Origin of the sequence: Microbacterium sp. AK009 (assembly GCF_013410955.1) — a bacterium.
GTDB lineage: Bacteria > Actinomycetota > Actinomycetes > Actinomycetales > Microbacteriaceae > Microbacterium.
The window spans coordinates 220,209-246,710 of record NZ_JACCCG010000005.1; the positions used below are offsets into that span (position 1 = coordinate 220,209).

Annotated in this window: 24 protein-coding genes; 7 read left to right on the forward strand and 17 right to left on the reverse strand. The window is 69.2% G+C overall.

The genetic code is table 11. From position 1 onward, the window contains the following. Window position 1 precedes the first annotated feature (1 nt). From HDC37_RS12555 to HDC37_RS12580, 6 genes are read right to left on the reverse strand one after another with little or no spacing between them, the layout of a single operon-like run. Window positions 2-430, reverse strand: coding sequence for a molybdenum cofactor biosynthesis protein MoaE (locus HDC37_RS12555; protein WP_179560732.1), 429 nt, complete (start codon window positions 428-430; stop codon window positions 2-4). Beyond that, on the reverse strand, window positions 427-909 hold the full coding sequence (locus HDC37_RS12560; protein WP_179560733.1) for a molybdenum cofactor biosynthesis protein B: 483 nt from the start codon (window positions 907-909) through the stop codon (window positions 427-429). Before HDC37_RS12560 ends, HDC37_RS12555 begins: the two co-directional genes overlap by 4 nt. 9 nt (window positions 910-918) lie before the next feature. Further along, window positions 919-3,396: an FdhF/YdeP family oxidoreductase gene (locus tag HDC37_RS12565; protein WP_179560734.1), complete on the reverse strand. Its 2,478-nt coding sequence runs from the start codon at window positions 3,394-3,396 to the stop codon at window positions 919-921. A gap of 47 nt (window positions 3,397-3,443) precedes the next feature. Next, entirely contained in the window at window positions 3,444-5,294 is a 1,851-nt protein-coding gene (locus HDC37_RS12570; RefSeq protein WP_179560735.1) for a helicase HerA-like domain-containing protein, read from the reverse strand. 4 nt (window positions 5,295-5,298) lie between these two features. After that, window positions 5,299-5,979 (reverse strand): phosphatase PAP2 family protein, encoded by a 681-nt coding sequence (locus tag HDC37_RS12575; RefSeq protein WP_179560736.1) that lies wholly within the window; start codon window positions 5,977-5,979, stop codon window positions 5,299-5,301. Between the two features lie 56 nt (window positions 5,980-6,035). Beyond that, the gene (locus HDC37_RS12580; RefSeq protein WP_374939185.1) at window positions 6,036-7,376 is read right to left on the reverse strand and encodes a multidrug effflux MFS transporter; all 1,341 of its coding nucleotides are present in this window, start codon (window positions 7,374-7,376) and stop codon (window positions 6,036-6,038) included. A 235-nt stretch (window positions 7,377-7,611) separates the two neighbouring features. Here HDC37_RS12580 and HDC37_RS12585 point away from each other — a divergent pair, with 235 nt between their 5' ends. The 3 genes from HDC37_RS12585 to HDC37_RS12595 are packed head-to-tail and all read left to right on the forward strand — an operon-like array spanning window position 7,612 to window position 9,531. Further along, the gene (locus HDC37_RS12585; protein ID WP_179560737.1) at window positions 7,612-8,334 is read left to right on the forward strand and encodes a DUF3105 domain-containing protein; all 723 of its coding nucleotides are present in this window, start codon (window positions 7,612-7,614) and stop codon (window positions 8,332-8,334) included. A 10-nt stretch (window positions 8,335-8,344) separates the two neighbouring features. Further along, complete coding sequence (locus HDC37_RS12590; RefSeq protein ID WP_179560738.1) at window positions 8,345-9,025, forward strand: DUF305 domain-containing protein; 681 nt, start codon at window positions 8,345-8,347, stop codon at window positions 9,023-9,025. A 35-nt stretch (window positions 9,026-9,060) separates the two neighbouring features. Then, on the forward strand, window positions 9,061-9,531 hold the full coding sequence (locus HDC37_RS12595; RefSeq protein WP_308472205.1) for a hypothetical protein: 471 nt from the start codon (window positions 9,061-9,063) through the stop codon (window positions 9,529-9,531). Here the strand turns inward: HDC37_RS12595 and HDC37_RS12600 are convergent. From HDC37_RS12600 to HDC37_RS12615, 4 genes are all read right to left on the reverse strand, one after another. Next, window positions 9,480-11,996 (reverse strand): HAD-IC family P-type ATPase, encoded by a 2,517-nt coding sequence (locus tag HDC37_RS12600; protein ID WP_179560739.1) that lies wholly within the window; start codon window positions 11,994-11,996, stop codon window positions 9,480-9,482. The two genes, HDC37_RS12595 and HDC37_RS12600, sit on opposite strands and share 52 nt — an antisense overlap. Before the next feature lie 99 nt (window positions 11,997-12,095). Then, the gene (locus tag HDC37_RS12605) at window positions 12,096-13,082 is read right to left on the reverse strand and encodes a carbohydrate ABC transporter permease (RefSeq protein WP_179560740.1); all 987 of its coding nucleotides are present in this window, start codon (window positions 13,080-13,082) and stop codon (window positions 12,096-12,098) included. Further along, window positions 13,079-14,047, reverse strand: coding sequence for a carbohydrate ABC transporter permease (locus tag HDC37_RS12610; RefSeq protein ID WP_179560741.1), 969 nt, complete (start codon window positions 14,045-14,047; stop codon window positions 13,079-13,081). Before HDC37_RS12610 ends, HDC37_RS12605 begins: the two co-directional genes overlap by 4 nt. 116 nt (window positions 14,048-14,163) lie before the next feature. Continuing rightward, complete coding sequence (locus tag HDC37_RS12615) at window positions 14,164-15,513, reverse strand: ABC transporter substrate-binding protein (protein ID WP_179560742.1); 1,350 nt, start codon at window positions 15,511-15,513, stop codon at window positions 14,164-14,166. 240 nt (window positions 15,514-15,753) lie between these two features. Between HDC37_RS12615 and HDC37_RS12620 the strand changes: the two genes are divergently transcribed. Next, window positions 15,754-16,809 (forward strand): LacI family DNA-binding transcriptional regulator, encoded by a 1,056-nt coding sequence (locus HDC37_RS12620; protein ID WP_179560743.1) that lies wholly within the window; start codon window positions 15,754-15,756, stop codon window positions 16,807-16,809. A 169-nt stretch (window positions 16,810-16,978) separates the two neighbouring features. On the opposite strand, the gene rplL is transcribed toward HDC37_RS12620, so the two are convergent. The 3 genes from rplL to HDC37_RS12635 all read right to left on the reverse strand — a co-directional run bounded on the left by rplL (window position 16,979) and on the right by HDC37_RS12635 (window position 19,286). After that, a complete protein-coding gene (gene rplL, locus HDC37_RS12625; protein WP_179560744.1) occupies window positions 16,979-17,368 on the reverse strand; it encodes a 50S ribosomal protein L7/L12 in 390 nt (129 codons plus the stop codon). Between the two features lie 42 nt (window positions 17,369-17,410). After that, window positions 17,411-17,926, reverse strand: a complete 516-nt coding sequence (gene rplJ / locus HDC37_RS12630) for a 50S ribosomal protein L10 (RefSeq protein ID WP_179560745.1) — start codon at window positions 17,924-17,926, stop codon at window positions 17,411-17,413. 394 nt (window positions 17,927-18,320) lie between these two features. Next, window positions 18,321-19,286, reverse strand: a complete 966-nt coding sequence (locus HDC37_RS12635) for a hypothetical protein (protein ID WP_179560746.1) — start codon at window positions 19,284-19,286, stop codon at window positions 18,321-18,323. 311 nt (window positions 19,287-19,597) lie between these two features. On the opposite strand from HDC37_RS12635, the gene HDC37_RS12640 reads away from it, so the two are divergent. Continuing rightward, window positions 19,598-20,254, forward strand: coding sequence for a YqaJ viral recombinase family protein (locus HDC37_RS12640; RefSeq protein WP_308472206.1), 657 nt, complete (start codon window positions 19,598-19,600; stop codon window positions 20,252-20,254). Between the two features lie 9 nt (window positions 20,255-20,263). On the opposite strand, the gene HDC37_RS12645 is transcribed toward HDC37_RS12640, so the two are convergent. Continuing rightward, complete coding sequence (locus HDC37_RS12645) at window positions 20,264-20,767, reverse strand: 2'-5' RNA ligase family protein (RefSeq protein ID WP_179560748.1); 504 nt, start codon at window positions 20,765-20,767, stop codon at window positions 20,264-20,266. 103 nt (window positions 20,768-20,870) lie between these two features. Between HDC37_RS12645 and HDC37_RS12650 the strand changes: the two genes are divergently transcribed. Next, window positions 20,871-22,532: an MDR family MFS transporter gene (locus HDC37_RS12650; protein WP_179560749.1), complete on the forward strand. Its 1,662-nt coding sequence runs from the start codon at window positions 20,871-20,873 to the stop codon at window positions 22,530-22,532. A gap of 23 nt (window positions 22,533-22,555) precedes the next feature. Beyond that, entirely contained in the window at window positions 22,556-23,014 is a 459-nt protein-coding gene (locus HDC37_RS12655; protein ID WP_179560750.1) for a MarR family winged helix-turn-helix transcriptional regulator, read from the forward strand. 66 nt (window positions 23,015-23,080) lie between these two features. Here HDC37_RS12655 and HDC37_RS12660 read toward each other — a convergent pair whose 3' ends face one another. The 3 genes from HDC37_RS12660 to HDC37_RS12670 all read right to left on the reverse strand — a co-directional run bounded on the left by HDC37_RS12660 (window position 23,081) and on the right by HDC37_RS12670 (window position 26,437). Continuing rightward, window positions 23,081-24,082 carry a sugar phosphate isomerase/epimerase gene (locus tag HDC37_RS12660; protein WP_179560751.1) on the reverse strand — a complete coding sequence of 334 codons (1,002 nt, stop codon included), beginning with the start codon at window positions 24,080-24,082 and terminating at the stop codon, window positions 23,081-23,083. Between the two features lie 77 nt (window positions 24,083-24,159). Next, window positions 24,160-25,302 carry a Gfo/Idh/MocA family protein gene (locus tag HDC37_RS12665; protein WP_179560925.1) on the reverse strand — a complete coding sequence of 381 codons (1,143 nt, stop codon included), beginning with the start codon at window positions 25,300-25,302 and terminating at the stop codon, window positions 24,160-24,162. Window positions 25,303-25,387: 85 nt separating this feature from the next. Next, the gene (locus HDC37_RS12670) at window positions 25,388-26,437 is read right to left on the reverse strand and encodes a substrate-binding domain-containing protein (RefSeq protein WP_179560752.1); all 1,050 of its coding nucleotides are present in this window, start codon (window positions 26,435-26,437) and stop codon (window positions 25,388-25,390) included. Window positions 26,438-26,502: the final 65 nt, after the last annotated feature.

Below are 26,502 nucleotides of genomic sequence, written 5' to 3' on the forward strand. Positions count from 1 at the left end.
ATCAGCCGCCGAGGCCGAGCCAGGTCGCGGTGCCGTCGATCTCGATCTGCCGCTTCCACACCGGCAGGTCGGTCTTGATCCGCTCGATGAGCCGACGACACGACTCGAACGCCGTGCCACGATGCGCCGCGGCGACCGCGATGATCACCGCGGCCTCTCCGACGCCGAGCCTCCCCACCCGATGGCTGACCGCGACGAGCGCGCCGGAGTCACCCGAAGCCGCCTGAGCAAGCCCCGCCAGGACACCCTCGGCATCGGGGTGAGCGGTGTATTCGAGTTCCCGCACCGCTCTCGCCGCGTCCGGGTCGTGGTCCCGCACCCGCCCGATGAACGTGGTGACGGCGCCGGCTGCGGCGTCTTCGACGGCATCGAGATGCGCGGCGAGGTCGAGCGGCTCGGCGCTGATCCGCGCCAGCCGCACCACGGTCATCGGTGGTCCTCGCCCGCGAGCTGGTCGAGGACGTGCCGGGCGACCGACAGGATGACCGGCATGCCCGAGGCGACCGCTCGTGGGGAACCGGGGAGGTTCACCACCATCACACCGTGCGGGTCCACCACCCCGGCCAGGCCCCTGGTGAGCATGCCGGCGGGCTTTTCCGCCGCGCCGCGCCGGCGCAGTTCCTCGGCGATCCCGGGGATCTCGCGGGTGAGCACGCGCGCCGTTCCCTCGGGGGTGGCGTCCCGCGGTCCGACGCCCGTGCCGCCGGTGGTGATCACGAGCTTGACGCCCGCCAGCACCTGGGCTGTCAGAGCGCGCTCGACGCTGTCGGCGCCGTCGTGGACCACGACCGCCTCGTCGCAGTCGAAGCCGGCGTCGCGGAGCGCGGCGACCGCGAGCGGACCGCTCTCGTCGGCGCGCGCGCCGGCGGCGGAGCGGTCGGAGACGGTGATCACGGCGGCGGTGTGCACGCCCTCAGCCTAGGCGCGCGCGGCGGCGGCGACCGGTTCGAGGCGGATCACGACCGACTTCGACGTCGGGGTGCCGCTGACGTCGGCGACCGAGTCGAGCGGGACGAGCACGTTCGTCTCGGGGTAGTACGCCGCGGCGTTGCCGCGCGGGGTCGGGTAGGCGACGACCCGGAAACGTTCCGCGCGGCGCTCCTCGACCGTGCCGTTCGTCATCGTCCACTCCGACACGAGGTCGACCAGGTCGCCGTCGCCGAGCCCCCGCGCACCGAGATCGTGTTCGTTGACGAGGACCACCCGCCGGCCCCCGTGGATGCCGCGGTAGCGGTCGTCCTTGCCGTAGATCGTGGTGTTGTACTGATCGTGCGATCGCAGGGTCTGCAGCAGCAGCCTCCCGGCGGGGATCTCCGGGTATTCGAGGCGGTTCGCGGTGAACATCGCCCGCCCGGTCTCCGTGGCGAAGGTGCGCCCGTCGCGAGGACCGTTCGGGAGGATGAAGGTGCGCCCTTTGGCGATCCGCTCTTCGAAGTCCTCGAAACCCGGCACCACGCGGGCGATGTGCGCGCGGATGAGTGCGTAGTCGTTCTCGAGGGCCGACCAGTCCGCGTGCGGGACGTTGCGCGGCAGACCCACCCCCGGCCGGTCGGCGCCGCCCGGCTCCACGGTGTCACGCTCGACAGTGTCACGCTCAACCTGGCGGCGGTCGACCTCCTCGGGTGCGGGCTGAGCCTGAAGCGGCGGGGCGGTGGGCGTCTGATCGGCCCCGTCGACGTCGACGTCGCCGAACAGCAGCCGGCAGAGCCGCGCGATGATGGCCACCTCACTGAGGAGGTCGTCCGAGGGCGGCGCGAGCCGGCCGCGGGATGCGTGGACGGCACTCATCGAGTCCTCCACCGTGACCCGCTGCTCTCCCCCGCCGCGGCGGTCGCGGTCGGTGCGACCGAGGGTGGGCAGGATGATGGCCCGCCGCCCGGTCACCAGATGCGAGCGGTTGAGCTTGGTCGAGACCTGCACGGTCAGATCGGTGGTCGACAGCGCCGCCTCGGTGACCGCGGTGTCGGGCGTGGCGCTGGCGAAGTTGCCGCCCATCGCGAAGAAGACCCGCACGCGCCCGTCGCGCATGGCGCGGATCGCCTCGACGGTGTCGTAGCCCCACTCGCGCGGCGCGGCGAAATCGAACTCCCGGTCGAGGGCGTCGAGGAACGCCACGGACGGCTTCTCGTAGATGCCCATCGTGCGATCTCCCTGCACGTTGGAGTGACCGCGGACCGGACACACCCCCGCCCCGGGACGCCCGATGTTCCCCTGGAGGAGCAGCACGTTCACGACGTCGCGAAGCATGGGCACGGAGTGCTTGTGCTGGGTCAGCCCCATCGCCCAGCAGACGATCGTGGCCCTGGACGCCCGGACGGTCTCGGCGACGTGGCGGAGGCGCTCCTCGGCGATCCCCGTCGCGACGACCAGCTCCTCCCAGGGCACCGCGGCGATCGCCGCCCGATACTCGTCGAAGCCCGAGGTGTAGGCGTCGATGAACGGGCGGTCGATCACTCCGCCCTCACGGTCTTCGGCTTCGAGCAGATGCTTGCCGATGGCCTGGAACAGCGCCTGGTCGCCACCGAGGCGGATCTGCACGAACTGGTCCGCGATCCGCGTGCCGCCGAGGACCATGCCCTTCGGAGTCTGCGGGTTCTCGAACCGGATGAGGCCCGCCTCGGGCAGCGGGTTGACCGCGATGATCGTCGCCCCGCGCGCCTTGGCCTTCTCCAGCGCGCTCAGCATGCGGGGGTGATTCGTCCCCGGGTTCTGCCCGGCCACGATCAGCAGATCCGCCTCGTGGATGTCGGTGATCGAGACCGTGCCCTTGCCGATGCCGAGGGTCTGGGTCAGCGCCGACCCGGATGACTCGTGGCACATGTTCGAGCAGTCGGGGAGGTTGTTCGTCCCGAGCCCGCGCACCAGCAGCTGGTAGAGGAAGGCGGCCTCATTCGACGTGCGACCGGAGGTGTAGAACACCGCCTCGTCGGGATCATCGAGGTTCCGGAGTTCATCGGCGATGAGACGGAGGGCGTCATCCCACGACACCTCCCGATAGTGCGTGGCCCCCTCGTCGAGGATCATCGGGTGGGTGAGGCGCCCCTGCTGCCCCAGCCAGTAGTCGTCGCGCTCCCGCAGTTCGGCGACGCTGTGTCGTGCGAAGAAGTCCGGTCCGACCTTCCGCAGCGTCGCCTCTTCGGCGACGGCCTTGGCGCCGTTCTCGCAGAACTCCGCGACGTGGCGCTTGTCCTCCTCCGGCCACGCGCAGCCCGGACAGTCGAACCCGTCCTTCTGGTTCACCCGCAGCAGGGTCTGGGCGCTGCGCACCACCCCCATCTGCTCGTACGACATCTGCAGGGCGTGCAGCACGGCGGGCACGCCGACCGCGACCTTCTTGCGGTCTCCGACCTTCAGGTCGTTCTCATCGATATCAGAGCTGGGGGGCTTCGTCGCCATGTGCACAGGCTACCCTCGCGTCGGCGGCGGTGAGCGGGGGTTCCCACTCAGCGACGCGCAGTGCCGAACACGCCGCGGATCACCTCGCGGAGGATGCTCTGGGTCGCCTTCGAGCCCAGCACCCGGTCGATCGGCGACGGGTCGGCGCGGCGCGCGGTGCGGGTCGAGCGTCCTCCCGCGCTCTGCTTGAGCAGGCGCTCGTACTCCCGCTGCGCCTTCTTCTCGGCTTCCGCCTGGGCCTTGTCCAGGGCCGCGCGCTGCTTCGCCAACTCGGCGTCCGTCCGGGCCTGCTCCGCAGCGGCATCGGCGGCAGCCGCCGCCTCGGCGGCGGCGTTCATCCGGGCGGTGAGGATCTCGCGCGCAGACTCACGGTCGACGGGCTCGGCGTACCCGGCGAGGAGGGGGGATCCGGCGACGCCGGCCCGGATCGTCTCGGGGGCTGAGGGGCTCATGAGCCCCAGGGGCGCCCGCAGTCTCGTCCAGGCCACCGGCGTCGGTGCCCCCTTCTCGCTCATCACGGTCACGACCGCCTCCCCCGTGCCCAGCTCCTGCAGGACGCGCTCGAGGTCGTACCCCGAGGTCGGGTACGTGCGGACCGTTGCACGCAGGGCCGCGGCATCCTCGGGGGTGAAGGCCCGCAGGGCGTGCTGCACCCGCGAGCCGAGCTGGGCGAGCACGTCGGAGGGGACGTCTTTCGGTGTCTGTGTGACGAAGAACACCCCGACGCCCTTGGAGCGGATGAGCCGCACGGTCTGCACGATCGCGGCGACGAAGTCTTTCGAGGCACCGCGGAAGAGAAGATGCGCCTCGTCGAAGAAGAACACCAGCTTGGGCCTGTCGAGGTCGCCGACTTCGGGAAGGATCTCGAACAGCTCCGCCAGGAGGTACATGAGGAACGTCGAGAAGAGTTCGGGCTTGTCGGCGACCCCCGGGATCTCGAGCAGGTTGATGATGCCGCGGCCGTCGGGAGCCGTGCGGAGGATGTCGCGGACGTCGAACTCCGGCTCGCCGAAGAAGACGTCCGCTCCGCCATCGGCGAAGGTGATGAGTTCTCGGAGGATCACCCCCGCGGTCGCGGCGGAGAGACCGCCGAGCTGCTTCAGCTCCGCCTTCCCTTCGGCGCTGGTGAGGTAGGTCAGCACCGCCCGCAGGTCGGAGAGGTCCACCAGGGCGAGCCCGTTGGCGTCGGCGTAGTGGAACACCAGGCCGAGGCTGGATTCCTGGGTCTGATTCAGTCCGAGCACCTTGCTCAGCAGCAGCGGCCCGAACGCCGACACCGTTGCGCGGATGGGCACGCCGGTGCCGATGCCCCCGAGGCAGAAGTACTCGGTCGCGGATGCCGCGGGCTCCCAGTCCTGGCCGATGCCGCGCGTCCGCGCGAGCATCTTCTCGCTCGGGACACCGGGTGTGGCGACGCCCGAGAGATCGCCCTTGATGTCGGCGGCGAAGACGGGGACACCGCCGGCGGCGATCTGCTCGGCGAGCAGCTGCAGGGTGCGGGTCTTGCCCGTTCCGGTCGCGCCAGCGACGAGCCCGTGACGGTTCAGCATTCCGAACGGGATGCGCACCTGCGCGGTCGGCACCGCTTCGCCGTTGACGAGGGCGCCGAGGTGCAGGCCCGGCTGGTCGAAGGTGTAGCCGCGGACGATGGCGGCGACCTCCTCCTCGGTGAGCGGGCCCTCCGGGGCTGGTGCCGGCGGCGCAGGCTCGGCGTCCTCCGCGGGCGGCGTGTCCGATTCGCCCCCGCCGGCCCGGACGGCTGCCTCTTCGGCTGCGGCGAGAGCCGCGCGCGCCCGGGCGGCCCTCAGCTCCGCCTCGGCGGCGTCGGCCTCAGCTCGCAGTCGCGCGAGCTCGGCGGCGGCCACCGCGTCGGGATCGGACGACGTCGCCTTGGTCATGGGTTCACAGTAGCGAGGCGGGCTCCGCCGCGGCATCCGTCCGCCGTTGCCGCTCCCTCGCCAGCGGCACGGCGAATGCGGCGGCCAGCAGCAGCGTGACGCCTGCCCCGATGAGCGCGCCGCCGAGGGTGTCGCTGAGCCAGTGGGCGTGCAGATAGGTGCGGCTGAAGGCCATGAGGAGCAGCCACGTGGCGCCGACGATGCCCACCCAGAGGCGGGGGAACAGCACCACCGCGATGGCGGCCACCGTCGCCGCGTTCCCGGCGTGTCCGGAGGGGTACGACCCGTAATCGCTGATCACCACGATGTCCTCCGGGCGCGCGCGGCCGAAGGTCTGCTTCAGCACCTGGACACCCGCGGCCGAAGCTGCCAGGGAGAGCACGAGGAACAGCGCCCCCCAGGGTCGGCGGAGGAGGATCATCAGCAGCGCCCCGCCGAGGGGGACGACGGCGATCGAGAACCACCCTGCGCCGACGACGTTCATGAACTGCGAGAATCCGGTGACCACCGGCGACGACCAGCCCGCCAGGAGGATGTTCCACCCGGCGTCGATGTCGAACGGCTCGTTGCCGCGGACGAAGATCCACGCTCCGAGACCGACGGCGAGGGCGACGAGGATCAGTCCGGCGACCAGCGGCACGGCCCACGCTCGTCGATCCGTCGTCGGCGGTGTCGCGGTCTCCATCGGCCCATTGTGCCGCGCGAATCCCGCACGACCCCAGGAGCTAGGGGGGCTTGCGCTCAGGGTGTCAGCTGTGCGACCGACCGCGGGCGGACGATCATCCAGAGCGCGAGCACGGCGACCACGCCGCATCCGACCATCACGATGGCCATCGAGGTGCCGGTGATGCCGGTGTCCTGCGAGATCCAGCCGACGACCGGCGAGATCAGGCCGGCGACGCCGAAGTTGACGGCTCCGAGGATGGATGCCGCCGTGCCTGCCGCCTTGCCGTGCCGATCGAGCGCCAGCACCTGGATGCACGGGAAGGTGAACCCGCACGCCGTCATGAAGAAGAAGAGCGGAACCACGGTGCCCCAGAGGCCCAGGCCGAGCTGATCGAGGACGATGATCATGCTGGAGGCCACCACCAGCGTCGCCGTCGACCCCGCCAGGACCCACTGCGGGCCGAACCGTGCCGCGAGCCGGGACGCCGTCTGCACTCCTGCGACGAGGCCGAGGGAGTTGGCGGCGAAGAGGAGCCCGTACTGCTGCGCGTCGAAGCCGTAGCCCTCCTGGAACAGGAACGAGGAGGCGGAGAGGTACGAGAACAGCCCGCTGAACGTCATCCCGCCGATGACGAGGACCCCCAGGAACACCCGGTCGCTGAGGACGCTCTTGTACCGCTGGAGCACCGTAGCGCCGCCCTTGCCGCCGCGGCGGGCCGGGGGAAGCGTCTCGGGGACGAGAAGGACGGCGCACACCAGCAGAAGCGCACCGTAGACGGCGAGGACGATGAACAGGCCGCGCCACGGCATCACGGCGAGGAGCCCCGCCCCGATGAGCGGCGCGACGACCGGCGCGACCCCGGTGACCAGGGCGAGTCGGCTCAGCATGACAACGAGCCGCTTGCCACCGAAGAGATCGCGGACGATCGCCATCGCGACCACCCCGCCGGCCGCCGCGCCGATCCCCATGAAGACGCGGGAGACGCTCAGGAGCATCAGCGTCGGCGCGAGCGCGGCGGCTATGCTCGCGATCACGTGGAGAGCCGTGACAGCGATGAGCGGCACGCGGCGCCCGACCTTGTCGCTGAGCGGTCCGACGATGAGCTGCCCCACACCGAACCCGATCATCGTGCCGGTGAGAGTCAGCTGGATCGCGGCGGCAGTGGTCTGGAAGTCGTCCTCGAGCACCGGGAAGGCCGGCAGGTAGAGGTCGATCGTGAACGGGCCGAGGGCGGTGAGCGCCCCGAGCAGGATGATGTAGAGCAGACGCTTGCGGGCGGGGATGGCATCGCCCGGGTGCAACATGACGGGCGCCGTCGCGGGATTGGACCCGAGGGCGCGGATGGCGCCGGTGGTCGTGCGCGCCGGGGCGGCAGCGGCGGGCGGAACAGTTGGCTGGGGAGCGGTATCGAGCACAGTCACTCTCGGTTTCGTGGCAGGGTGTCGCGCGCCGGAAGAAGGGGCAGCGGACGAGGTTCACGCCGCGTCGGGACGAGACGCGCGTCGAATCGATTCGAAGACCATTCGAGTCTAGCGGATGCCGGGCCTTTTACGAGCCCGTTCCCAGGGCTCGCCCCCATGCGCCCGCATAAGATGGGCACGTCCCTCCTGCCTCGACGCGCGTGCCGCGCCAGACCCGAGAGCCCACACCATGACCCCGCCATCGTCCTCCCGTCCGTCCGGAAAGCGCGCCAGCGGCAATCCGGCCACCCAGGCCGAGATCAATCAGACCGTCAAGCAGCAGCGCGAGCAGAAGAAGCAGGAGAAGCTCGCGGAATACCAGCGCCAGCTCGCCAAGCGCCGTCGCAGCAAGCTGGTCTGGTGGGCGGTGGGCTCGACGGCGGCCGTCGCCGTCATCGCCGCCATCGTGGCATCCATCGTCTTCGCCCCCGCCCCGCCCCCGACCTACGGAGCGCTGGACAGCACGGGTGCGGAGATCGAGGGCGTCGAGACCTTCGAGCTCGCCACCGACCACGTCGACGGCACCGTCGACTACGAGCAGACGCCGCCGGCGGGCGGGCCCCACAACGCGGTGTGGCTGAACTGCGGGGTGTACACCGAGCCGCAGGCCAACGAGAACGCCGTGCACTCCATGGAGCACGGCGCGGTGTGGGTCACCTACGACCCCGCGCAGGTCACCGCCGACGACATCGAGACCCTCGAGGGCTACCTGCCCTCCAGCTACGCCATCCTCTCCCCCTATGAGGGCATGGACACCCCAATCGCCGTCAGCGCCTGGAACGCCCAGTTGAAGGTCGACTCGGCCACCGACGAGCGCATCACGGACTTCTTCGAGGAGTACTGGCGCAGCCAGAACGTCCCCGAGCCCAACGCCACCTGCAGCGGCGCCATCGACGGCCCGGGCCGTCAGTGATCGGGAGCCGATGACCGACCCCGCTGTTTCGCGCCGAGGACTCCCCCGCTGGGCGCTGATCGCGATCGTCGCCCTCGGCATCGCCGCGCTCGCCTTCGCGATCGGCCGGTTCTCGATGTTCGGTGCCGCGAGCGCCGTGGCCGCCCCCGGCACGGCGTCGGCGGAGGCGGGCTTCGCCCGCGACATGCAGGTGCACCACGCCCAGGCCATCGAGATGGCGATGGAGATCTATCGCAAGACAGAGGACGACGAGGTCCGCGCGCTCTCCTACGACATCGCCACGGGCCAATCCGGGCAGCGCGGTGAGATGTACGGCTGGCTGGTCAGCTGGGGTCTGCCGCAGTCGGGGGGGCCGCTGATGGGCTGGATGGCGGGGACCGACCACGCCCACGGCGGGCACGGCGGCGGGGACGGTGAAGCCCTGACGACGGCCGAACTGGAGGCCGAGATGGGCATGGCGACCCCGGCCGAGCTCGACGCGTTGCGCGCGGCTTCGGGCCTTCAGGCCGACTGCGACTTCCTGAGCCTCATGATCCGTCACCACCAGGGCGCCATCCCGATGTCGGAGGCGGTGATCGAGCTCGGCTCCGAGCCGCGGGTGCTCGCGGTGGCGCAGTCGATCATCGAGACTCAGGAGGCCGAGATCGACCGGATGACGAGCATGCAGGAGCGCCTCGGCTGCACCGGCTGATGCCTCGGGGAAGGGTTCGCCACTAGGGTGAACGCGTGAGCGCCCCTCGGAGTGACAGCCTCCGTCGCGACGCGATGGCCGACGAGGCACCGGCTCGCCGCGGCGCGGTGCTGACGATCGTGGTCGTCGTGGTCTACGTGCTCGCCTTCGCGAACGTCGCCCTCGGCATCCTCGTGCTCCTCAGCAGATACGACGTGCCCGAGGCCGATGTGCTGACGGTCTCGCTGCTGGGAGCGGGAATCATCCTCTTCGGCCTCCTCATGGTCGCCCTCGCGTCGGCTCTCGCCCGCGGGAGCCGCCTCGCCCGGCTGCTGCTGACCGGGTACGTCGGGCTGCTGATACTGCTGCAGCTGGTCACCATCATCTCCACGGACGTCTGGGACATCCCCGCGACCGTTCAGCTGCTCGTACAGGCGGGCGCCGTCGTCCTCATCTGGGTACCGCCCGCCTCGCGCTACTTCGTCGCCCGCGCCGACCGGCGGACGGGCGCCGCATCCGCCGCCTGAACCGACGCGCGGGCGAGGTCACGCGTCACGACCCGTCGATGGGCGAAGCGGACGATCTCGATCGCTCCGATCGTGACGATGATCACACCGGTGAGCAGCCACGCCGCGTCACGCCCCGGGTCGACGAGCTGGAAGAACTCGGTGGCGAGCGGAATGGTGAAGATGGCCAGGAGCGCGATGAACATCGCCCCGATCACCAGCACCTTCACCCGGGTGACGGGGCGGGAGAGGACGGTGAGCACCCAGATGCCCACGACCGCGAGGATGATCGTCGATCCCGTCCGAAGCTCCGCCTCCGCGACGCCCAACGACGCCGCCGCGAGGGCGTAGGCGGTCAGCGAGATGGCGATGATGAGACCCGCCGGGATGGCGAAGCTCAGCGAGCGCCGGAGGAACCCGGGGATGTACCGCTGGGTGTTCGGCAGCAGCGCGAGGAAGAACGCGGGGATGCCGATGGTGAGCCCATCGGTGATGGAGAGCTGTCGCGGCAGGAACGGGAACTCCAGCACCAGCAGACCGAACAGCAGCGCAAGACCCGTCGCGTACGCGGTCTTGGTGAGGAAGAGCATCGAGACCCGCTCGATGTTGGCGATGACCTGACGGCCTTCCGCGACGACGTCGGGGAGGTGCGAGAACTTGCCGTCCAGGAGCACCAGGCGAGCGACCGCCTTGGTCGCGGCCGACCCGGAGTTCATCGCGATGCCGATATCGGCGGTCTTGATCGCCAGGGCGTCGTTCACCCCGTCACCGGTCATGGCCACGGTGTGTCCGCGGCTCTGCAGGGCGACGACCATCCGCTTCTTCTGCTCGGGGGTCACCCGCCCGAAGACCGTGTGCTCCTCCAGCACCCCCGCCAGCGCCTCGTCATCCTCGGGGAGGCGCCGGGCATCGTATCCCTCAGCGGCTTCCACCCCGAGGTCACGGGCGATGGCTGCGACGGTGCGCGGGTTGTCGCCGGAGATGATGCGCACGCCCACCCCCTGACGCGCGAAGTAGGCCAGGGTCTGCTCCGCATCGGGGCGCACCGTCTCGCGGAAGGTCAGGACCGCGGCAGCCTCCACCTGTGCGGGAAGACGCTCCGCAGCGACATCCTCCTCGCTCAGCGACGCGGCGGCGCGGGCCAGGACGAGGGTCCGCCGGCCCGTGGCGGCGAGCGAGGTGACGCGTGCGCCGAGCGACGAACCGGTGTCGGTGGCGGTGTCGCCGAAGATCATCTCGGGGGCGCCGAGGACCCACGTCCCCGCCGGGCCGTGAGCGAACGACACCGCGCTCCACTTGCGCGCGGAGGAGAACGGGATGACTTTCGCGGGCACGTTCGGTTCCGCGACCGGGAAGGGCTCCCGCAGACAGCGCGCCGTCGCGTTGGCATCCGGCGCAGCACCGTACCAGGCCAGCACGGCGGCGACCTCTGTCGACGCGCCGGCCGTGCCGTCCAGGGGGTGCAGGGCGTCGAAGGCGATGTCGCCGATGGTGAGCGTGCCGGTCTTGTCCAGGCAGATCACGTCGACGCGCGCGAGGCCCTCCACGGCGGGGAGCTCGTTGACGAGCACGTGGCGACGGGCGAGGCGTGCCGCGCCCACCGCGAACGCGATCGAGGTCATCAGCACCAGGCCGAGCGGGATCATCGCCGTGAGGGCGGCGATGGTGTTGACGATCGCCTGCACCCAGCCGCCCGACTCCCAGGCGGCCGCCCAGCCGCCGGCGACCATCATCTGGGCGTTGAGCACCAGGAGCCCCAGCGGGCCGATGAGCCAGCTCATCCACCGCAGCACGCGGTTGACGGAGGTGCGCAGCTCCGAGGCGACGAGCGAGAACCGCTTGGCCTCGCCGGCGAACCTGTTCGCGTAGGAGTCGGCTCCGACGCGGGTGACCTGCGCTTCGCCCTCCCCGGCGACCACCACGGAGCCGGAGAGCACCTCGGCACCGTCCCGCTTGTCCACGGGGTCGGCTTCGCCGGTGAGCATCGACTCGTCCAGCTGCAGCCCCCGTGCGCGGCGCACGACGGCGTCGGCGGGAACCTGATCGCCCGCGCGGAGCACGAGGATGTCGTCGATGACCACCTCCCCCGGTGCGATCTCGCCTTCCTCGCCGTCGCGGCGGATGCGTGCCCGCGGGGCGTTCAGCAGCGCGAGCCTGTCCAGCGCCGCCTTGGCGCGGAATTCCTGCACGCATCCGATGATCGAGTTCGCGAAGGCGGCGAACCCGAACAGCGCATCCTGCCATCTGCCGAGCACGAACAGGACGAAGAAGCACCCGAAGACGATTCCGTTGAACAGGGTGAAGACGTTCGCCCGCACGATGTTCCACACGCTCCGACTGGTGTCGGCAGTGAAGGCATTCGTGCGGCCGGCGGCCACGCGCTCGGCGACATCGGCGGCGCGGAGCCCCGCATCCGGATCGATCTCCACCCTCAGCGCCGTCGTGGCGCCGTCATCGGCGTGGGCGTCGATCTCAGGCGTGGCCATGCTCAGACACTAGCGGTCGCCCGGGCGCTCCGAGGTCCGGACTGGTTGACGCGACGCACATCGTCGGACGCCGCGTCAACACCATCCGGAACGGAGTTCCTACCCCTTCGTGGATCCCGCCAAGAGACCTCGGACGAAGAATCTCTGTAGCGAGAAGAACACGATCAGTGGCACCACCAGGGAGACGAAGGCGCCCGCCGTCAATCGCTGCCAGTCCTGTCCGCGCGACCCGACCAGTTCGGCGAGGCGCTGCGTCAGCGGTGCGACGTCCTGCGTACCGCCGGAGAAGATGAGGGCGACCAGCAGGTCGTTCCACACCCACAGGAACTGGAAGATCGCGAAGGACGCGATGGCGGGAATCGCCAGGGGCAGCACGATGCGGAAGAAGATCTGGCTGTGCGACGCGCCGTCCACGCGCGCCGCCTCGATCACGTCGCCCGGGATCTCGTGGATGAAGTTGTGCAGGAGGAAGATCGCCAGCGGAAGGGCGAAGATCGTGTGCGCGATCCACACCGGCAGGTAGTTCTGCTCCGGGATGATCGGGATGAGATTGTGCAACCCGGCCTGCAGCGGCCGGAGCCACGACGAGAAGAACTGCAGCAGCGGCACGAGGGCCATCTGCAACGGCACGATCTGAAGTGCGAACACCAGGATGAACAGCACGTTGGCGCCGCGGAACTTGATCCACGCGAACGCGTATGCCGCCATGCAGGCGATCACCAGCGGGAAGATCGTCGCCGGGATGGCGATTGCGAGCGAATTGACGAAGTACGCACCCAGCTGAGGCGCCGACTGCGATGGCGAGAAGAGGACGTCCCGGTAGTTGTCCAGCGTGAAGCCGGGGTTCTGGAAGATCGTCCACCAGCCGGTGGTCTGGATCAGTTCCGCAGGGCGGAACGAGGAGATGAACAGACCGAAGGTGGGGATGGTCCAGACGACGGCGATCGCGATCGCCGCGGCGGTGGCCCACGGCGACGTCAGCCGCCGCTTGATCCGCCCCGACTTGGTGTCGCGGGCTGCCTCTTCGAAACTCGAGTCGTCTCTTCCCTCACCGGTGGGAAGATCGACGGGGGCGACGCTGCTCATCGGATCTCCCTCTGCTTGCGAAGCACGTTGACGTTGTAGATGACGATGGGCAGGACGAGGAGGAAGAGGATGACGGCGAGTGCCGACCCTCGCCCGACCTCGCTCGCGCGGAACGCCTGGGTGTACATCTCGTTGGCGACGACCGAGGTGTTGAAGTTACCGGCGGTCATCGTCCGGACGATGTCGAACACCTTCAGCGTCGCGATGGAGATCGTCGTCAGCACGACGACCAGTGAGCCTCGGATGCCGGGGATGGTGACGTTGGTGAACCGCTGCCACGGATTGGTCCCGTCGAGCTGAGCGGCTTCGATCTGCTCGGCGGGGATGCCCTTGATCGCGGCGCTCAGGACGACCATCGCGAAACCGGTCTGGATCCAGATCATCACGACGATGAGCAGGAACGTGTTGAGCGGGTCGGTCTGCAGCCACTGCACGGGCTCGCCGCCGAGACCGGTCACGATCGCATTGAGCAGACCGATCTGCTCGCGGTCGCCGGCGCGGTACTCGTAGACGAAGCGCCAGATGATGCCTGCGCCGACGAACGAGATCGCCATCGGCATGAACACCAGTGCCTTGTAGTAGCGCTCACCGCGCGACTTGTCGATGAAGACCGCGTACGCCAGCCCGAGGGCGGTGGCGAGAGTGGGAACGAACAGCACCCAGATCACGGTGTTGATGAGGGTCCGGATGGCGGCGGGCTGGGTGAACATCCAGATGAAGTTGTCCCAGCTGAAGTTGCCGCTGTTGTCGAGGAAGGCCAGTCCGGTGGTGCGGATCGCCGGCCAGATCAGGCCGATGGCCAGAAGGATGATGGCGGGGGCGAGGAAGCCGACGAGCTGCCAGTAGTCTCGGCCCTTCTTCGGCGCCCGGTCGATGAAGAAGACCAGCAGGCCCACGATGGCGGCGAACACGGCCAGCCCCATCACGACCTGGAGGATCTTCCCCAGAAGATCGGCGGTGGTCATCGGTCACGATCCCTTCTTCGTCGTTGAAGTGCGGAGGACGCAGGGCGCGTCATCCGGCGCTCGGAGCGGTCGGGGGCGGGGCGACCAGTGCCCCACCCCCGACCTGGATCATCCGATCAGCTGGCGGGCCAGCTGGACTGAATGGCGTCGACCGTCTCCTGGGTGCTCTGGCCGGTGACCCACGCCACCACGCCACGCCAGAAGGAGTCGGCACCGACCGCGCCCGGCATGAGGTCCGAACCGTCGAAGCGGAAGGTGGTCTCGGGATCCTGCAGGATCTCGATCGACTGCACCAGCAGCTCGCTCGACGCGTTTTCGGGGTCCACACCCGTGTTGGCGCTGATCACGCCGCCGAGGCTCACGCGGTTGTTCGCCCAGGTGTCGCTGGACAGGAACGCGCGCACCGTCTCGACCTCTTCGGCGTCACGGAAGGCGACGGGGAACTCGCCACCACCGGTCACCGACAGGGGGTCGCCGGCCGTGGCCGGCGGGGTGAGGAAGCCGAAGACGTCGCCGTCGGAGGCGACCACGACCTCGTCGCCACCCTCCGCGTTCCAGAAGGTCTCGTAGAACGAGGCCTGGTGGTGCAGCGAGCACTCGCCGTCGAGGATCGGCAGACCTGCGGTCTGGAAGGCCTCGGTGACGAGGGTCGACACGTCGCCGATGCCGCCGTTGACGTAGTCCTCGTTCTTGATGTACTCACCCACGGCGTCGAATGCCTCGACGATGCGGGGGTCGTTGAACGGGATCTCGTTCGTCACCCACTGGTCGTAGACCTCGGGGCCGTGCAGGCGCAGCACCCAGTCCTCGATCCAGTCGGTGGCCGGCCACCCGGTCGCGTCACCGGACTCGAGACCGACGCACCAGGGCTTCTGACCCGTGGCAGCGATCTCCTCGGTCAGCGCGGCCAGCTCGTCGAGGGTCTGGGGGATCTCCCACCCGTTCTCCTCGAACTGCGACGGCGAGTACCAGACGTAGCCCTTGATGCTGGCCATCAGGGGCGCGGCGTAGAAGGTGCCGTCGTAGGTGCCGTACTGCTTCCAGTCCTCGGACCACCACTCGTCGACGTTGGCCTCGACCTCGGCCGATGCCGGGATCAGCCAGCCGCCCTCGGCCAGACGCGCGAGCAGACCCGGCTGCGGCACGATGCCGATGTCGGGAGCGTTGCCGCCCTCGGCGAGAACGGCGATCTGCGCCTCGAACTCGCTCGAGCCCTGGTATTCGATGTTGATGCCCGTGCACTGGGCGAAGTCGCTCCAGGACTCCACCAGACGGTCCGCCTCGAGGTCGAGGATCGTGCCGCCGATGGTGACCTCGGCACCGTCGAAGGTGCCGTACTCCTCGTACTCCGTGCAGTCGACGTCTTCGTTCGCCGCGATGTCGCCGGTACACGCCGACAGCGCGAGGGCGGAAACACCGAGGGCCGCGACGGCTGTGACGACGCGACCCGCTTTTCCGAATCTCATTTTGCCTCCTCATCGAGCAGTTCCCACCGTCCTGCGACCCGCAGGCGTCGGGTAGGGAACCGATTCCAGGATCACCGTACGGGATACCGCCTTGGCTTCACAACGCGAATTGATCACGACTCGATAACCGATGCGGACACTGGTGGCGCGCCAAGGATCGACGTTGCATGATGACGTGGAAACGGTTCCAGAATCCGGCGGTACCACACCGCCGTGAGAGCCCGAAGGAGGGTTCGTACGATGATGGGGATCGCCGACGTCGCACGCCTGGCCGGGGTGTCGAAGTCAACGGCGAGCCGTGCCCTGACCGGGGCCGGGTATGTGTCGACCGAGACGCGCGCGCGCGTGCAGCGCGCCGCGGCCGAGCTCGGATACGTCGCCTCGACGAGCGCCGTCAGCCTCGTCACCGGGCGCACCCGCAATGTCGGGGTCGTGATGCCGTGCGTGAACCGCTGGTTCTTCGCCGAGGTGCTCGAGGGCATCCAGGACAGCCTCCTGGAGGAGGGCCTGAACCTCACCCTCTACGACGCCCAGCCGGGCACCCCCGGCCGTCGGCGGATCTTCGAGGACTTCCTCTCCCGCAAGCAGTTCGACGGGCTGATCGCGGTCGGACTCGAACCTGAGGATGCCGAACTCGCGCGGCTGCGACGCATCGGCAAGCCCGTCGTGAGCATCGTCGGCGGATCGGAGGGACTCAGCGTCATCGCTCTCGACGACGACTATGCCGCACGACGGGCGACCGACCATCTGATCGCCCTCGGTCACCGCCGCATCCTGTTCCTCGGCGGCGGCGCCCCCGACGGGCCGAAGGTGGCCGGGTCCGACGTCGAGCGCGCGCGTCGCGAGGGCTACCGCAGAGCGATGGAGGATGCCGGCATGGGCGACCTCGCACAGCACGTCATGTCACGCCTGAGCCTTCCCTCCGGATACGCCGCCGCTGTCGACGTCCTCGGCTCCCGGGATCGACCGACCGCGATCCTGGGGGTCTGCGACGAGGTCGCCATCGGCGCCATCATCGCCGCGCGCCGCCTCGGCATCCAGGTGCCGAACGACCTCAGCGTGATCGGCATCGACGACCACGAGTACGCCGAGATGTTCGCACTCACGACCCTCCGGCAGACACCGCGTGAACAGGGCGCCGCGGCCGTGCGGACCCTGCTGGAACACCTCGCCGATCCGGAACGGCCGCCCTCCGTCATCCGCACGCAGGCCCGACTGGTTGTGCGCAACTCGACCGGACCGGTCAACCCCCGCCAGTCGGCCGCGGTGGCGGATGCGTCGCTGGGGCGGCTGTAGCGCTTCCACAGCCGGGGACGACGAAAGACCCGGGACACGAAGTGTGTCCCGGGTCTTTCGTGGTGGCGCGGTGAGCGCCGGGAGATCTCGATACGCGCGCTTCGCGCGCTACTCGATCTGAGTCGCAGACGTGTCAACGCGCGCTATGCGCGCATTGACACGTCTCGACTCACTTAAGGGTGACGGTGGCGCCGGCCTCTTCCAGAGCGGCCTTGGCCTTGTCGGCGGTCTCCTTGTTCGCGCCCTCGAGGACGGGCTTGGGGGCACCGTCGACGACAGCCTTCGCCTCACCGAGGCCGAGCGAGGTGAGCTCGCGGACGACCTTGATGACCTGGATCTTCTTGTCGCCGACCGACTCGAGGATGACGTCGAAGGAGTCCTTGACCTCTTCCTCTTCGGCGGGGGCGCCACCGGCGGGGGCGCCGGCAGCCGCGACCGCGACGGGGGCGGCGGCGGTGACGTCGAAGGTCTCCTCGAAGGCCTTGACGAACTCGGACAGCTCGATGAGCGTGAGCTCCTTGAACGCGTCGAGCAGCTCCTCAGTGCTGAGCTTTGCCATGATGTATCTCCTTGTTGGGTGGTTTTCTCTGCCGGGCCCGTGTCAGGCCGCGGACTCCTGCTTCTCACGCAGCGCGTCGACCGTGCGAACGGCCTTCGACGGCAGTGCGTTGAAGACGTAGGCCGCCTTGGTCAGCGAGGCCTTCATCGCACCGGCGAGCTTCGCCAGCAGGACTTCACGGCTCTCGAGATCGGCGAGCTTGTTGACCTCCTCCGCGGTGAGGGGGTTTCCGTCGAAGAATCCGCCCTTGACCACCAGGAGGGGGTGTGCCTTGGCGAAGGCACGCAGACCCTTCGCGACGGCGACCGGGTCACCGTGCACGAACGCGATGGCCGACGGACCCTTCAGTCCCTCGTCCAGCCCCATGACCCCCGCGTTGCCCGCGGCGATCTTGGTCAGCGTGTTCTTCACCACGGCGTATTCCGCATCCTGACGGATGGTGTTGCGAAGCTCCTTGAGCTCGGCAACCGTCAGGCCGCGGTACTCGGTGAGCAAGACGGCGGTCGAGTCCTCGAATTGCTTCGTGAGCTCGGCGACCGATGCTTCCTTCTGCGCCATGGCCACTCCTTGTATCTGTGAGACGCACCACGGTGGCGGCGCGTCGGCCTGCGACATCCGGTCGTCACGGCAAAGCAAAAACGCTCCGGCGCAAGCGCACGGAGCGTCATCCTGGAAAGGGTTTCGATCGTGACACCTGCGCGGGCCCCTGCGATGCAGTGCTTCGGTCTCGGTGCTCGCGCACCTCGATGACCAGCGGTCTTCGGCTCCGCTCAGTCTACGCCGCCCCCTCCACTGCTCCAAATCCCGCTCCCCTCCCTCCCCCGTTCCGGCCATGTGCACCTTCCCGCCGGTCGTCGCTTCGCGCGAGCCAACCCTCATGGCGCCATCCCTCCCCTTCGGAGTGCACGTGAGCGGTGGGATCGCGGAAAAGGGGTCGGCTCGCTTCGCGCTGTCAGGGATGGATCCCGAAAGAAGCAAGACGACGCCCGAGCGCTGCAGCGCTGACGGTGTGCTCGTCCTGCCATCGCGCGAACCTCGCCTGCGTCACCCCGCGCACGAGGTCCTCGCGTCGTTTCTCAGCGAGCAGGACCTCCTCCAAGGAGCGACCGGATCGCATCTGTTCGTCGACGTACTTGGCCTTCCCATCGAACTCCCCGAGAGCCCGGGCGCGCCGGAGCCCGAAGTCAATCCAGACGGTGTCGTTCGGAAGCGTGATGCGAACCTGCAGAACCGGGCTCTCGAATCCGAGCCGTTCCAGGAGGACGCGGCTGACGCTTTCACCCGGCGACTCAGCCCGACCATCCGCGAACTCCAGTGCGCGTCGAGCCTGCACCACACCGCGCCCGCCTCGCGGGAGGAGCGCCACTTGCTGAGCCTTCCATTCGGCGGCAGCGTCCACGTCATATGTGCGAGGGCCGCCAGCGAGGCGGAGGAGGGCGGCGTCGGCGACGACGACCGCTTGCTCGTATCCGAGGGTCCTCGCGAGGTCACGAACCGTTCGACCGAGGCTGGTGCACCTGAGCCCGTGACGCTCGACCACCTCGCCGTCGGCCAGTGGACCTTCATGGCGCATGACGTCGGGGGCGCTGCGCCGGTCGTCGGTTCCGAGCATGATGTGCACCCGCTGCGGAGCGGATCGATAGAGAGGGAGCCCGTGCAGCACGGCCGCTGAGGGTCCAGCGAAGACCGGGACGCTCGACCGAGCCGCCGCCGCGACGGTCAGCACATGGGCCAGGTGACGGCTCTCGGGCCACAACGATCGCCACTCGGCGGTCGGGATGTACCAGCCGCGGCGGACGCGGTGGAGCAGCCCACTCGTGACGGACGACGCGATGGATCGTGCAGAGAGCCCGCCCTCCAGCAGCGCTGCACGTGGCCGGAGCATGGCTCTGATCTCGTCGACGGTGGCATGACGCACGGATACACCGTGATGCACAGTCTCCCCTTCTGGTTCGCCGTCGAGCGATCCGTGGATGAATTGCGGGCCGTCCGGGCTGTGCAGAAGGGAACGACGTCATCGCTCCGGTGGTCGAGCCCACCCGTTTCGCGCCATCCCACCCCCTTTGCGCGCGCGAACGGGGTGGGGTCGCGCGAAACGGGTGGGCTCGACGGATGAACGAGGGGAAGGCGACAGTTGGAAGGCCAAGCGGGGGGCGGGATGACGCGGGGAGGCGACGCGCCGAGAGCGACGCGCCGGAGGCGTCGCCGCCCCGGGTTACCCTCGAACGCGTGACCCCCGAACTCGCCGCCCGCATCGTCGCGGATTCGCGCGATCGGGTCGCCTGGGTGCGGGCCCGCTCACGCGGGATCACGGCGACCGATGTCGCCGCGCTCACCTCCGAGCGCGTCATCCCCCGAGCCGCGGACGCCAAGCTCATGGGCTCGAACTTCTCCGGCAACGCCTACACCGCTCACGGGCGCATCCGCGAGCCCGAGATCGCCGCGTGGGTTGCCGCCACCCACGGGATCCGGCCTTCCAGCGCGCTCTTCCACGCCGAGGTCGAGAGGCGCCATCTCGCCACTCCCGACGGCATCGCCGTCGACCCGACCGGGCGCGTGGTCCTCGCCGAGATCAAGACGACGAAGAAGGCATGGCGAAGCATCCCTCGCACCTACCTCCGGCAGGTGTGGTGGCAGCAGCACGTCCTCGGCGCCGAACGCACGCTCGTGGTCTGGGAGGAGCACGACGGGTTCGTCCCTGTGGGCGACGAACCCCGGTGCGCGTGGGTCGATCGCGATGAGGTCGAGATCGGCAGACTCGTGCGCCTGGCGACATCCCTCATCGACGAGCTGTATCGGCGCACGCAGCTGTCACGAGCCGAGCGGATGACGCAGCCCGCCGTCCCGCCCGCGCAGCCCTACCGCGCTCTCGCCCTCGCCGACTGATCGCAGCGGTCAGCGCAGCGTCGTGACCGTGCGGCTGGACGCATCCCAGATGCGCAGTCCGGTGAGTTCGCCCACGTGCGGGGAGAGGTCTATCGCCTCGACGGCAGCTCCGAGGTCGGCGAGCCGCACCCGGCGCGCCATGGTCAGATGCGGTGTCCAGTCATCGGGCGCGGTGTGCGCGTAGCGCTCGTCGGCCGGGCCGACCGAGTCGGCGACGCGGCGGTGGAACTCCGCCAGCGGTGTCGTGACGACCACCTGCCAGCTGATGACCGCCTGACCTGAGCGCGGGAACAGCAGCACGCCGCCGAGCCGGAGGGTGAGGGGAAGGAGATCCGCAAGGCCCGCTAGCCCATCGAGGGCGGGCGACTCCCGCACGGCCACGGTGATGTGCGGCCGGTTGCTCTCGCCCGTGTGCCGACCGGCGCTCGGCAGTCCGGCGTCGATCAGGCGCTTCCAGGCCCCCCGGGCGAGGCCGTCGGTGGTGGGGTCGGGCAGGACCTCGACGCTGATCACTCGCCTATCCTCCCGCGTGGCGTGATCCGGCACACACCTGACTTAGTTGATCGAGATCAACGTTTGATCTATCGTTGACGTTTATCAACTTTAAGGAGGATGCATGGCCAGGACGACAGACGCCCGACCCGCTCACCGGCCCGGCGTGGTCAAGGCCCTCGTCGGTCTCCTGCTGGGCATGTTCGTGTCGATGCTCGCTTCGACCGTCGTCTCCACCTCGCTGCCGGTGATCGTCCACGACCTCGACGGCGACCAGGCCGCCTACACGTGGGTCGTGACCGCGACACTGCTGACCACGGCCATCTCCACGCCGATCTGGGGAAAACTCGCCGACCTGTTCGACCGGAAGCTCCTCATCCAGATCGCCATCGTCGTCTTCGTGCTCGCGACGGCTGCCGCCGGCTTCTCGCAGAACCCCGAGACGCTCATCGCCTTCCGCGCCCTGCAGGGTGTCGGCGCCGGCGGTCTGGCCGCGCTCAGCCAGGTGATCATGGCCGACATCATCAGCCCGCGCGAACGCGGTCGCTACATGGGTCTGTTCGGAGCGGTCATGGCCGTGGCCACCATCGGCGGACCGCTCCTCGGCGGTGTCATCACCGACGCCTTCGGGTGGCGGTGGAACTTCTTCGTCGCCCTCCCCGTCGCCGTCGCTGCGCTCGTCATCCAGCAGCGGACCCTTCACCTGCCGAAGCGGCCGAGCCGGGCGGTGCGGATCGACTACGTCGGGATCGTGCTGCTCAGCGGCGCGGTCTCGCTGCTGCTGGTGTGGGTGACGAACGCCGGCACCTCCTTCGACTGGTGGAGCCTGCCGACCGCGCTGATGGTCGGCGGGTCGGCCCTGGCCACGCTTGTCTTCATCATCGTGGAACTGCGCACCCCCGAGCCCCTCATCCCGCTCCGCCTCTTCCGCAGCGCCACCTTCACCCTCGCCGTGGTCGCCTCGATCGCGACGGGCATCTCGATGTTCGGCACCACGGTCTTCTTGAGCCAGTACATGCAGATGGCGCGGGGGGCGACCCCCACCGAGGCGGGCATCATGACGATCCCGATGATCGCGGGGCTCCTCGTGGCATCGGTCATCGTCGGTGCGCTCATCTCGCGTCACGGCCACTGGAAGCCGTACCTCGTCGTCGGCGGCATCCTCCTGACGGCCGGGAGCGCGCTGCTCTCGACGATCCACTACGACACCCCGTTCGCCCTGGTATCGCTCTACATGTTCCTTCTCGGCGCCGGCATCGGCATGACGATGCAGAACCTGGTCCTCGTCGTGCAGAACACCGCTGATCCGCGCGAAATGGGAGTGGCGAGCTCGGGGGTGACCTTCTTCCGAAGCCTCGGCGGCACGATCGGGGTCTCCGTGATGGGAGCCGCACTCGCGAGCCAGGCGATGACCCTCACCGGGGAGCGACAGGGTGACATCGCCGCGGCGCTGTCGGCTCTCGGCACGCAGGGGGCGACGCTCGCGCAGGAGCTGCAGTCGGGCACCATCCCACAGGTCACCGCCCTCCCCGAGGCACTCCGGGTGATCTTCGAGGACATCTACGCCCAGGCGATCGCGCACTCGTTCCTCATCGCGGTCCCGGTGGCGATCATCAGTCTCATCGCGATCGTCTTCCTCCCGAACACGCCGCTGAATCGGATGACGACGATCGAGCGCATCCACGCCGGCGAAGCCGACCTCGCCACCGTGTCGACGAGCACCGGGATGAACGCCCTCCCGGCCACCGGGCGCACCGCAGCCTCACGGGTCGCGCGCCGGCGGTGAGGACGACGTTAGTCTCGAAGGCGATGAGCGCCCCGACCGAGCCCGACCCCCGCACCGAGGCGGTGCGGGCGCTCGAGGCCGAGTTCAGCGGACTCATTCACCAGGTGCGGCGGATCGTGAGCGAGAACGCCGAACGGGTGAGCCCCGGAATGCTCCCCGCGGCCTACAAGGTGTTCACGACGATCGTCCGGCGCGAGCGCGTGACGCAGTCGGAACTGTCCGAGATGCTCGTGGCAGACAAGGGACAGATCAGCCGGACCGTGCGCGAGCTCGAAGAGCTCGGGCTCATCGGGCGTGAGCCCGACCCCACAGACCGTCGCTCGAGCATCCTGTTCCCCACGCCCTTCGGGCTCGAGCGGCTCGCCGCAGCCCGGGCACCGCAGGAGAGCACGCTCGTGCACGCGCTGGAGGAGTGGTCGATCGACGACATCCGCACCCTCACCCGCCTCCTGCACGCCCTCACCGTGCGCGAACGGCCCTGAGCCCGTTGCCTCCGACGGTGGTACCGGGGCCCGCACGCTCCCCCGCCGCGCGGGCCCCGGAGCTTGCTACTTCGAACTGAACGCGGCGTCGAAGGCGGCGTCGGGTGGGGTGATGGCGTTGAGCTTCCGCACGAAGGCGAGGGCTTCGGGGGCGCCGTGGAGGCGGTCCATGCCGGCGTCTTCCCACTCGACGCTGGTGGGTCCGGTGTAGCCGATGGCGTTGAGGGCGCGGAAGATCGGTTCCCACGGCACCGCGCCGTGACCGGTGGACACGAACGTCCACCCGCGCCTGGGGTTGGCCCATCCCAGGTGGGAGCCGAGGACCCCGTTGCGGCCGTCGAAGTTGGTGATGGATTCCTTCACGTGCACGTGGAAGATGTGGTCGGCGAAGTCCAGCACGAACGCGACACTGTCCAACTGCTGCCACACGAAGTGGGACGGGTCGAAGTTGAACCCGAAGCTCTCCCGGTGCCCGATCGCCTCCAGGGTCCGCTTCGCGGTCCAGTAGTCGTAGGCGATCTCCGACGGGTGCACCTCGAGCCCGAACCGCACCCCCTCCTCCTCGAAGACATCGAGGATCGGGTTCCAGCGGTCGGCGAAATCCCGGTAGCCGGCGTCGATCCACTCCTCCGACGCCGGCGGGAACATCGCGACCGCTTTCCAGATGGAGGACCCGGTGAACCCGTTGACCTGGGTGACGCCGAGCTTCGCCGCCATCCGCGCGGTGTCCTTCAGATCCTCCGCCGCCCGCTGACGGACACCCTCCGGGTCACCATCCCCCCACACCCGGTCGGAGAGGATGTCGCGGTGCCGCTGATCGATCGGGTCATCGCACACCGCCTGACCGGTCAGGTGATTCGAGATCGCCCACACCTTCAGACCGTTGCGCTCGAGGATGTCCTTCCGGGACTGCACGTAGTCGGCGTCATCCCACCGGGACACGTCGAGGTGGTCGCCCCAACACGCGATCTCGAGGCCGTCGTAGCCCCACTCGCCGGCCAGGCGCGCCACCTCCTCGAACGGAAGGTCGGCCCACTGACCCGTGAACAACGTGATCGGTCGTGCCATGACTCTCTCTCCTTCGTGAATTCGTTCCGGCGTTTCGACTCGCTCCGCTCGCTCAACGACCGAGGGGGTTGCGCCGGTCAGCGGATGGCCTGCCACGCGCCGTCGGCCGCCGACGAGCGCTCGACCGCGTCGAGCACCCGCTGGACGTGCAGTCCGTCCGCGAAAGACGGTGTGGGGTCGGTGCCTTCGGCGATCGCCGTGACGAGGTCGACGACCTGGTGGCTGAAGCCGTGCTCGTAGCCGAGCATGTGGCCCGTCGGCCACCAGCGACCGGCGTACGGGTGCGAGGGCTCGGTGACGAGAACGCGCCGGAAGCCCTGCTCGGAATCGGGGAGCGTGGCGTCGTAAAACTCCAGCTCGTTCATGCGCTCGAGGTCGAACGCGAGCGCTCCGCGAGAACCCGAGATCTCGATGCGCAGCGCGTTCTTGCGGCCGGTGCGGAAGCGGGTGGCCTCGAACGATGCGAGCGCACCCCCGGAGAGCCGGCCGGTGAACAGCGCCAGGTCGTCGACGGTGACGGGGCCGCGCTCGGAGCCGGCCGTCCCCGAGAGCCCCACCCCCTCGGCCATGATCGGCCGTTCCGCGACGATCGTCTCGAGGATCCCCGACACGCGGTCCACGGTCTGACCGGTGATGTACTCGGTCAGGTCGACCGCGTGGGCCCCGATGTCGCCAAGCGACCCGGAGCCGGCGATGTCCTTGTTCAGACGCCACGTGAGGGGGGCGTTCTCGTCGGAGAGCCAGTCCTGCAGATACTCGGCACGCACCTGACGGATGTCACCGAGGCGGCCTTCTGCGACGAGCTGACGAGCGAAGGTCGTCGCCGGTACGCGCCGGTAGGTGAACCCGACCATCGACCGCACGCCCGATCGTGCCGCCTCCTCCGCGGCGGACGTCATGGCCTCTGCCTCGACGACGGTGTTCGCGAGCGGCTTCTCGCAGAGGACGTGCTTGCCTGCCCGGAGAGCCGCGATGGCGATCTCGGCGTGGGTGTCACCCGGGGTGACGATATCGACGAGGTCGATGTCCTCACGTGCGATGACCTCGCGCCAGTCGGTCGCCGCTTCGTGCCATCCCCACGTCGCAGCCGCCTCGGAAGCACGCTCGGTATCGCGGCCGACCACGACCTGCATCACCGGATCGAGGGCGAGATCGAAGAACCGAGGAGCCACCCGCCAGCCCTGCGAGTGCGCAGCTCCCATGAAGCCGTGCCCGATCATGGCTACGCGCAGCGGTGCTCCCACGCGACTCTCCTTCCGTAGGGCGGGGCGCCCGAGCGATCTCGGGCGCCCCGTGATGGTGGTGTCAGGACTCGAACGACAAGTCGATGTACTCCTCGACGTTATCCTTCGTGACCACGGGGGCGTCCAGCACGACGCGGTTCGGCACGCTGGGCGTGACGAGGTCGCCGACGGTCTTCTGCTGGGCGATCAGGCGGGCCAGGGCGATGCCATCGGCCGCCTGGGTCGACGGATAGATGACCGTTGCCTTCAGCACCGAGTCATCGGCCTGAATGGCTTCCATCGCGTTCCGCGACCCGGCGCCGCCCATCATGATGAACTCGTCGCGGCCCGATGCCTCGACGGCGGCGAGGACACCGATGCCCTGGTCGTCGTCGTGGTTCCAGATCGCGTCGATCTGCGGGTTCGCCGCCAGCAGCTGCGAGGCGGCCGCCTCGCCGCCGGCGACGGTGAAATCGGCGGCGACACGCGCTGAGACCTCGAGACCGCAGTCCGACAGGGCGTCTTCGAATCCCTGGGAGCGGTCCTGGGTGAGCGGCAGGGAGTCGATGCCGGCGATCTCGGCCACGACCGCATCGGGGTTGTCCCCGACTTGTTCGCAGATGTAGGTGCCCGCGCTGACGCCCATTCCGTAATTGTCGCCCAGGATCGTCGTGCGCGCGGCGAACGGGCTCGAGAACTCCCGGTCGACGTTGATCACCGGGATGCCGGCCTGCATGGCTTCGATCGCGACCTCCGTGAGCGCGGCGCCGTCGGTCGGCAGCAGCACGATGGCGTCGACGCCGTCATTGATGAACGTCTCGACGGCGGCGATCTGCGCGTTGGCGTCGTTCGTCCCCTCCGCGACGCGCAGCTCCACATCGTCGAAGCTGTCGGCGGCGGCCTGCGCCCCCGAGTTGATGGCTCCGAGCCAGCCGTGGTCTGCTGCGGGCCCCGAGAAGCCGATGACCACGGTGTCTCCGCTCTCGGCGTTCTCCTCGACGCTCGTCCCCTGATCGACGACGTCCTCCTCCTCGGCGCCGGTTCCGGTACATCCGGCCAGCAGTCCGATGGATGCCACGACTGCGGCTCCGGCGATGATGAACCGCCCCCGCCCCCTCGCGAGTGTGCGCATTCTTTTCCTCCTTGAATGTGATGCAGCGACGCCAGCGGCCCCTCGCGCCCCGAGCATTCCGAGGA

Excerpts from the sequence above, each read along its gene's own strand:
- HDC37_RS12665 (WP_179560925.1), bottom strand. The coding sequence starts at position 25,302 with ATGATCGGGCACGGCTTCATGGGAGCTGCGCACTCGCAGGGCTGGCGG.
- HDC37_RS12605 (WP_179560740.1), bottom strand. The coding sequence starts at position 13,082 with ATGAGCAGCGTCGCCCCCGTCGATCTTCCCACCGGTGAGGGAAGAGAC.
- HDC37_RS12590 (WP_179560738.1), top strand. The coding sequence starts at position 8,345 with ATGACCGACCCCGCTGTTTCGCGCCGAGGACTCCCCCGCTGGGCGCTG.
- rplL (WP_179560744.1), bottom strand. The coding sequence starts at position 17,368 with ATGGCAAAGCTCAGCACTGAGGAGCTGCTCGACGCGTTCAAGGAGCTC.
- HDC37_RS12615 (WP_179560742.1), bottom strand. The coding sequence starts at position 15,513 with ATGAGATTCGGAAAAGCGGGTCGCGTCGTCACAGCCGTCGCGGCCCTC.
- HDC37_RS12655 (WP_179560750.1), top strand. The coding sequence starts at position 22,556 with ATGAGCGCCCCGACCGAGCCCGACCCCCGCACCGAGGCGGTGCGGGCG.
- HDC37_RS12660 (WP_179560751.1), bottom strand. The coding sequence starts at position 24,082 with ATGGCACGACCGATCACGTTGTTCACGGGTCAGTGGGCCGACCTTCCG.
- HDC37_RS12620 (WP_179560743.1), top strand. The coding sequence starts at position 15,754 with ATGATGGGGATCGCCGACGTCGCACGCCTGGCCGGGGTGTCGAAGTCA.
- HDC37_RS12600 (WP_179560739.1), bottom strand. The coding sequence starts at position 11,996 with ATGGCCACGCCTGAGATCGACGCCCACGCCGATGACGGCGCCACGACG.
- rplJ (WP_179560745.1), bottom strand. The coding sequence starts at position 17,926 with ATGGCGCAGAAGGAAGCATCGGTCGCCGAGCTCACGAAGCAATTCGAG.
- HDC37_RS12650 (WP_179560749.1), top strand. The coding sequence starts at position 20,871 with ATGGCCAGGACGACAGACGCCCGACCCGCTCACCGGCCCGGCGTGGTC.
- HDC37_RS12565 (WP_179560734.1), bottom strand. The coding sequence starts at position 3,396 with ATGGCGACGAAGCCCCCCAGCTCTGATATCGATGAGAACGACCTGAAG.
- HDC37_RS12555 (WP_179560732.1), bottom strand. The coding sequence starts at position 430 with ATGACCGTGGTGCGGCTGGCGCGGATCAGCGCCGAGCCGCTCGACCTC.
- HDC37_RS12585 (WP_179560737.1), top strand. The coding sequence starts at position 7,612 with ATGACCCCGCCATCGTCCTCCCGTCCGTCCGGAAAGCGCGCCAGCGGC.
- HDC37_RS12670 (WP_179560752.1), bottom strand. The coding sequence starts at position 26,437 with ATGCGCACACTCGCGAGGGGGCGGGGGCGGTTCATCATCGCCGGAGCC.
- HDC37_RS12575 (WP_179560736.1), bottom strand. The coding sequence starts at position 5,979 with ATGGAGACCGCGACACCGCCGACGACGGATCGACGAGCGTGGGCCGTG.
- HDC37_RS12610 (WP_179560741.1), bottom strand. The coding sequence starts at position 14,047 with ATGACCACCGCCGATCTTCTGGGGAAGATCCTCCAGGTCGTGATGGGG.
- HDC37_RS12570 (WP_179560735.1), bottom strand. The coding sequence starts at position 5,294 with ATGACCAAGGCGACGTCGTCCGATCCCGACGCGGTGGCCGCCGCCGAG.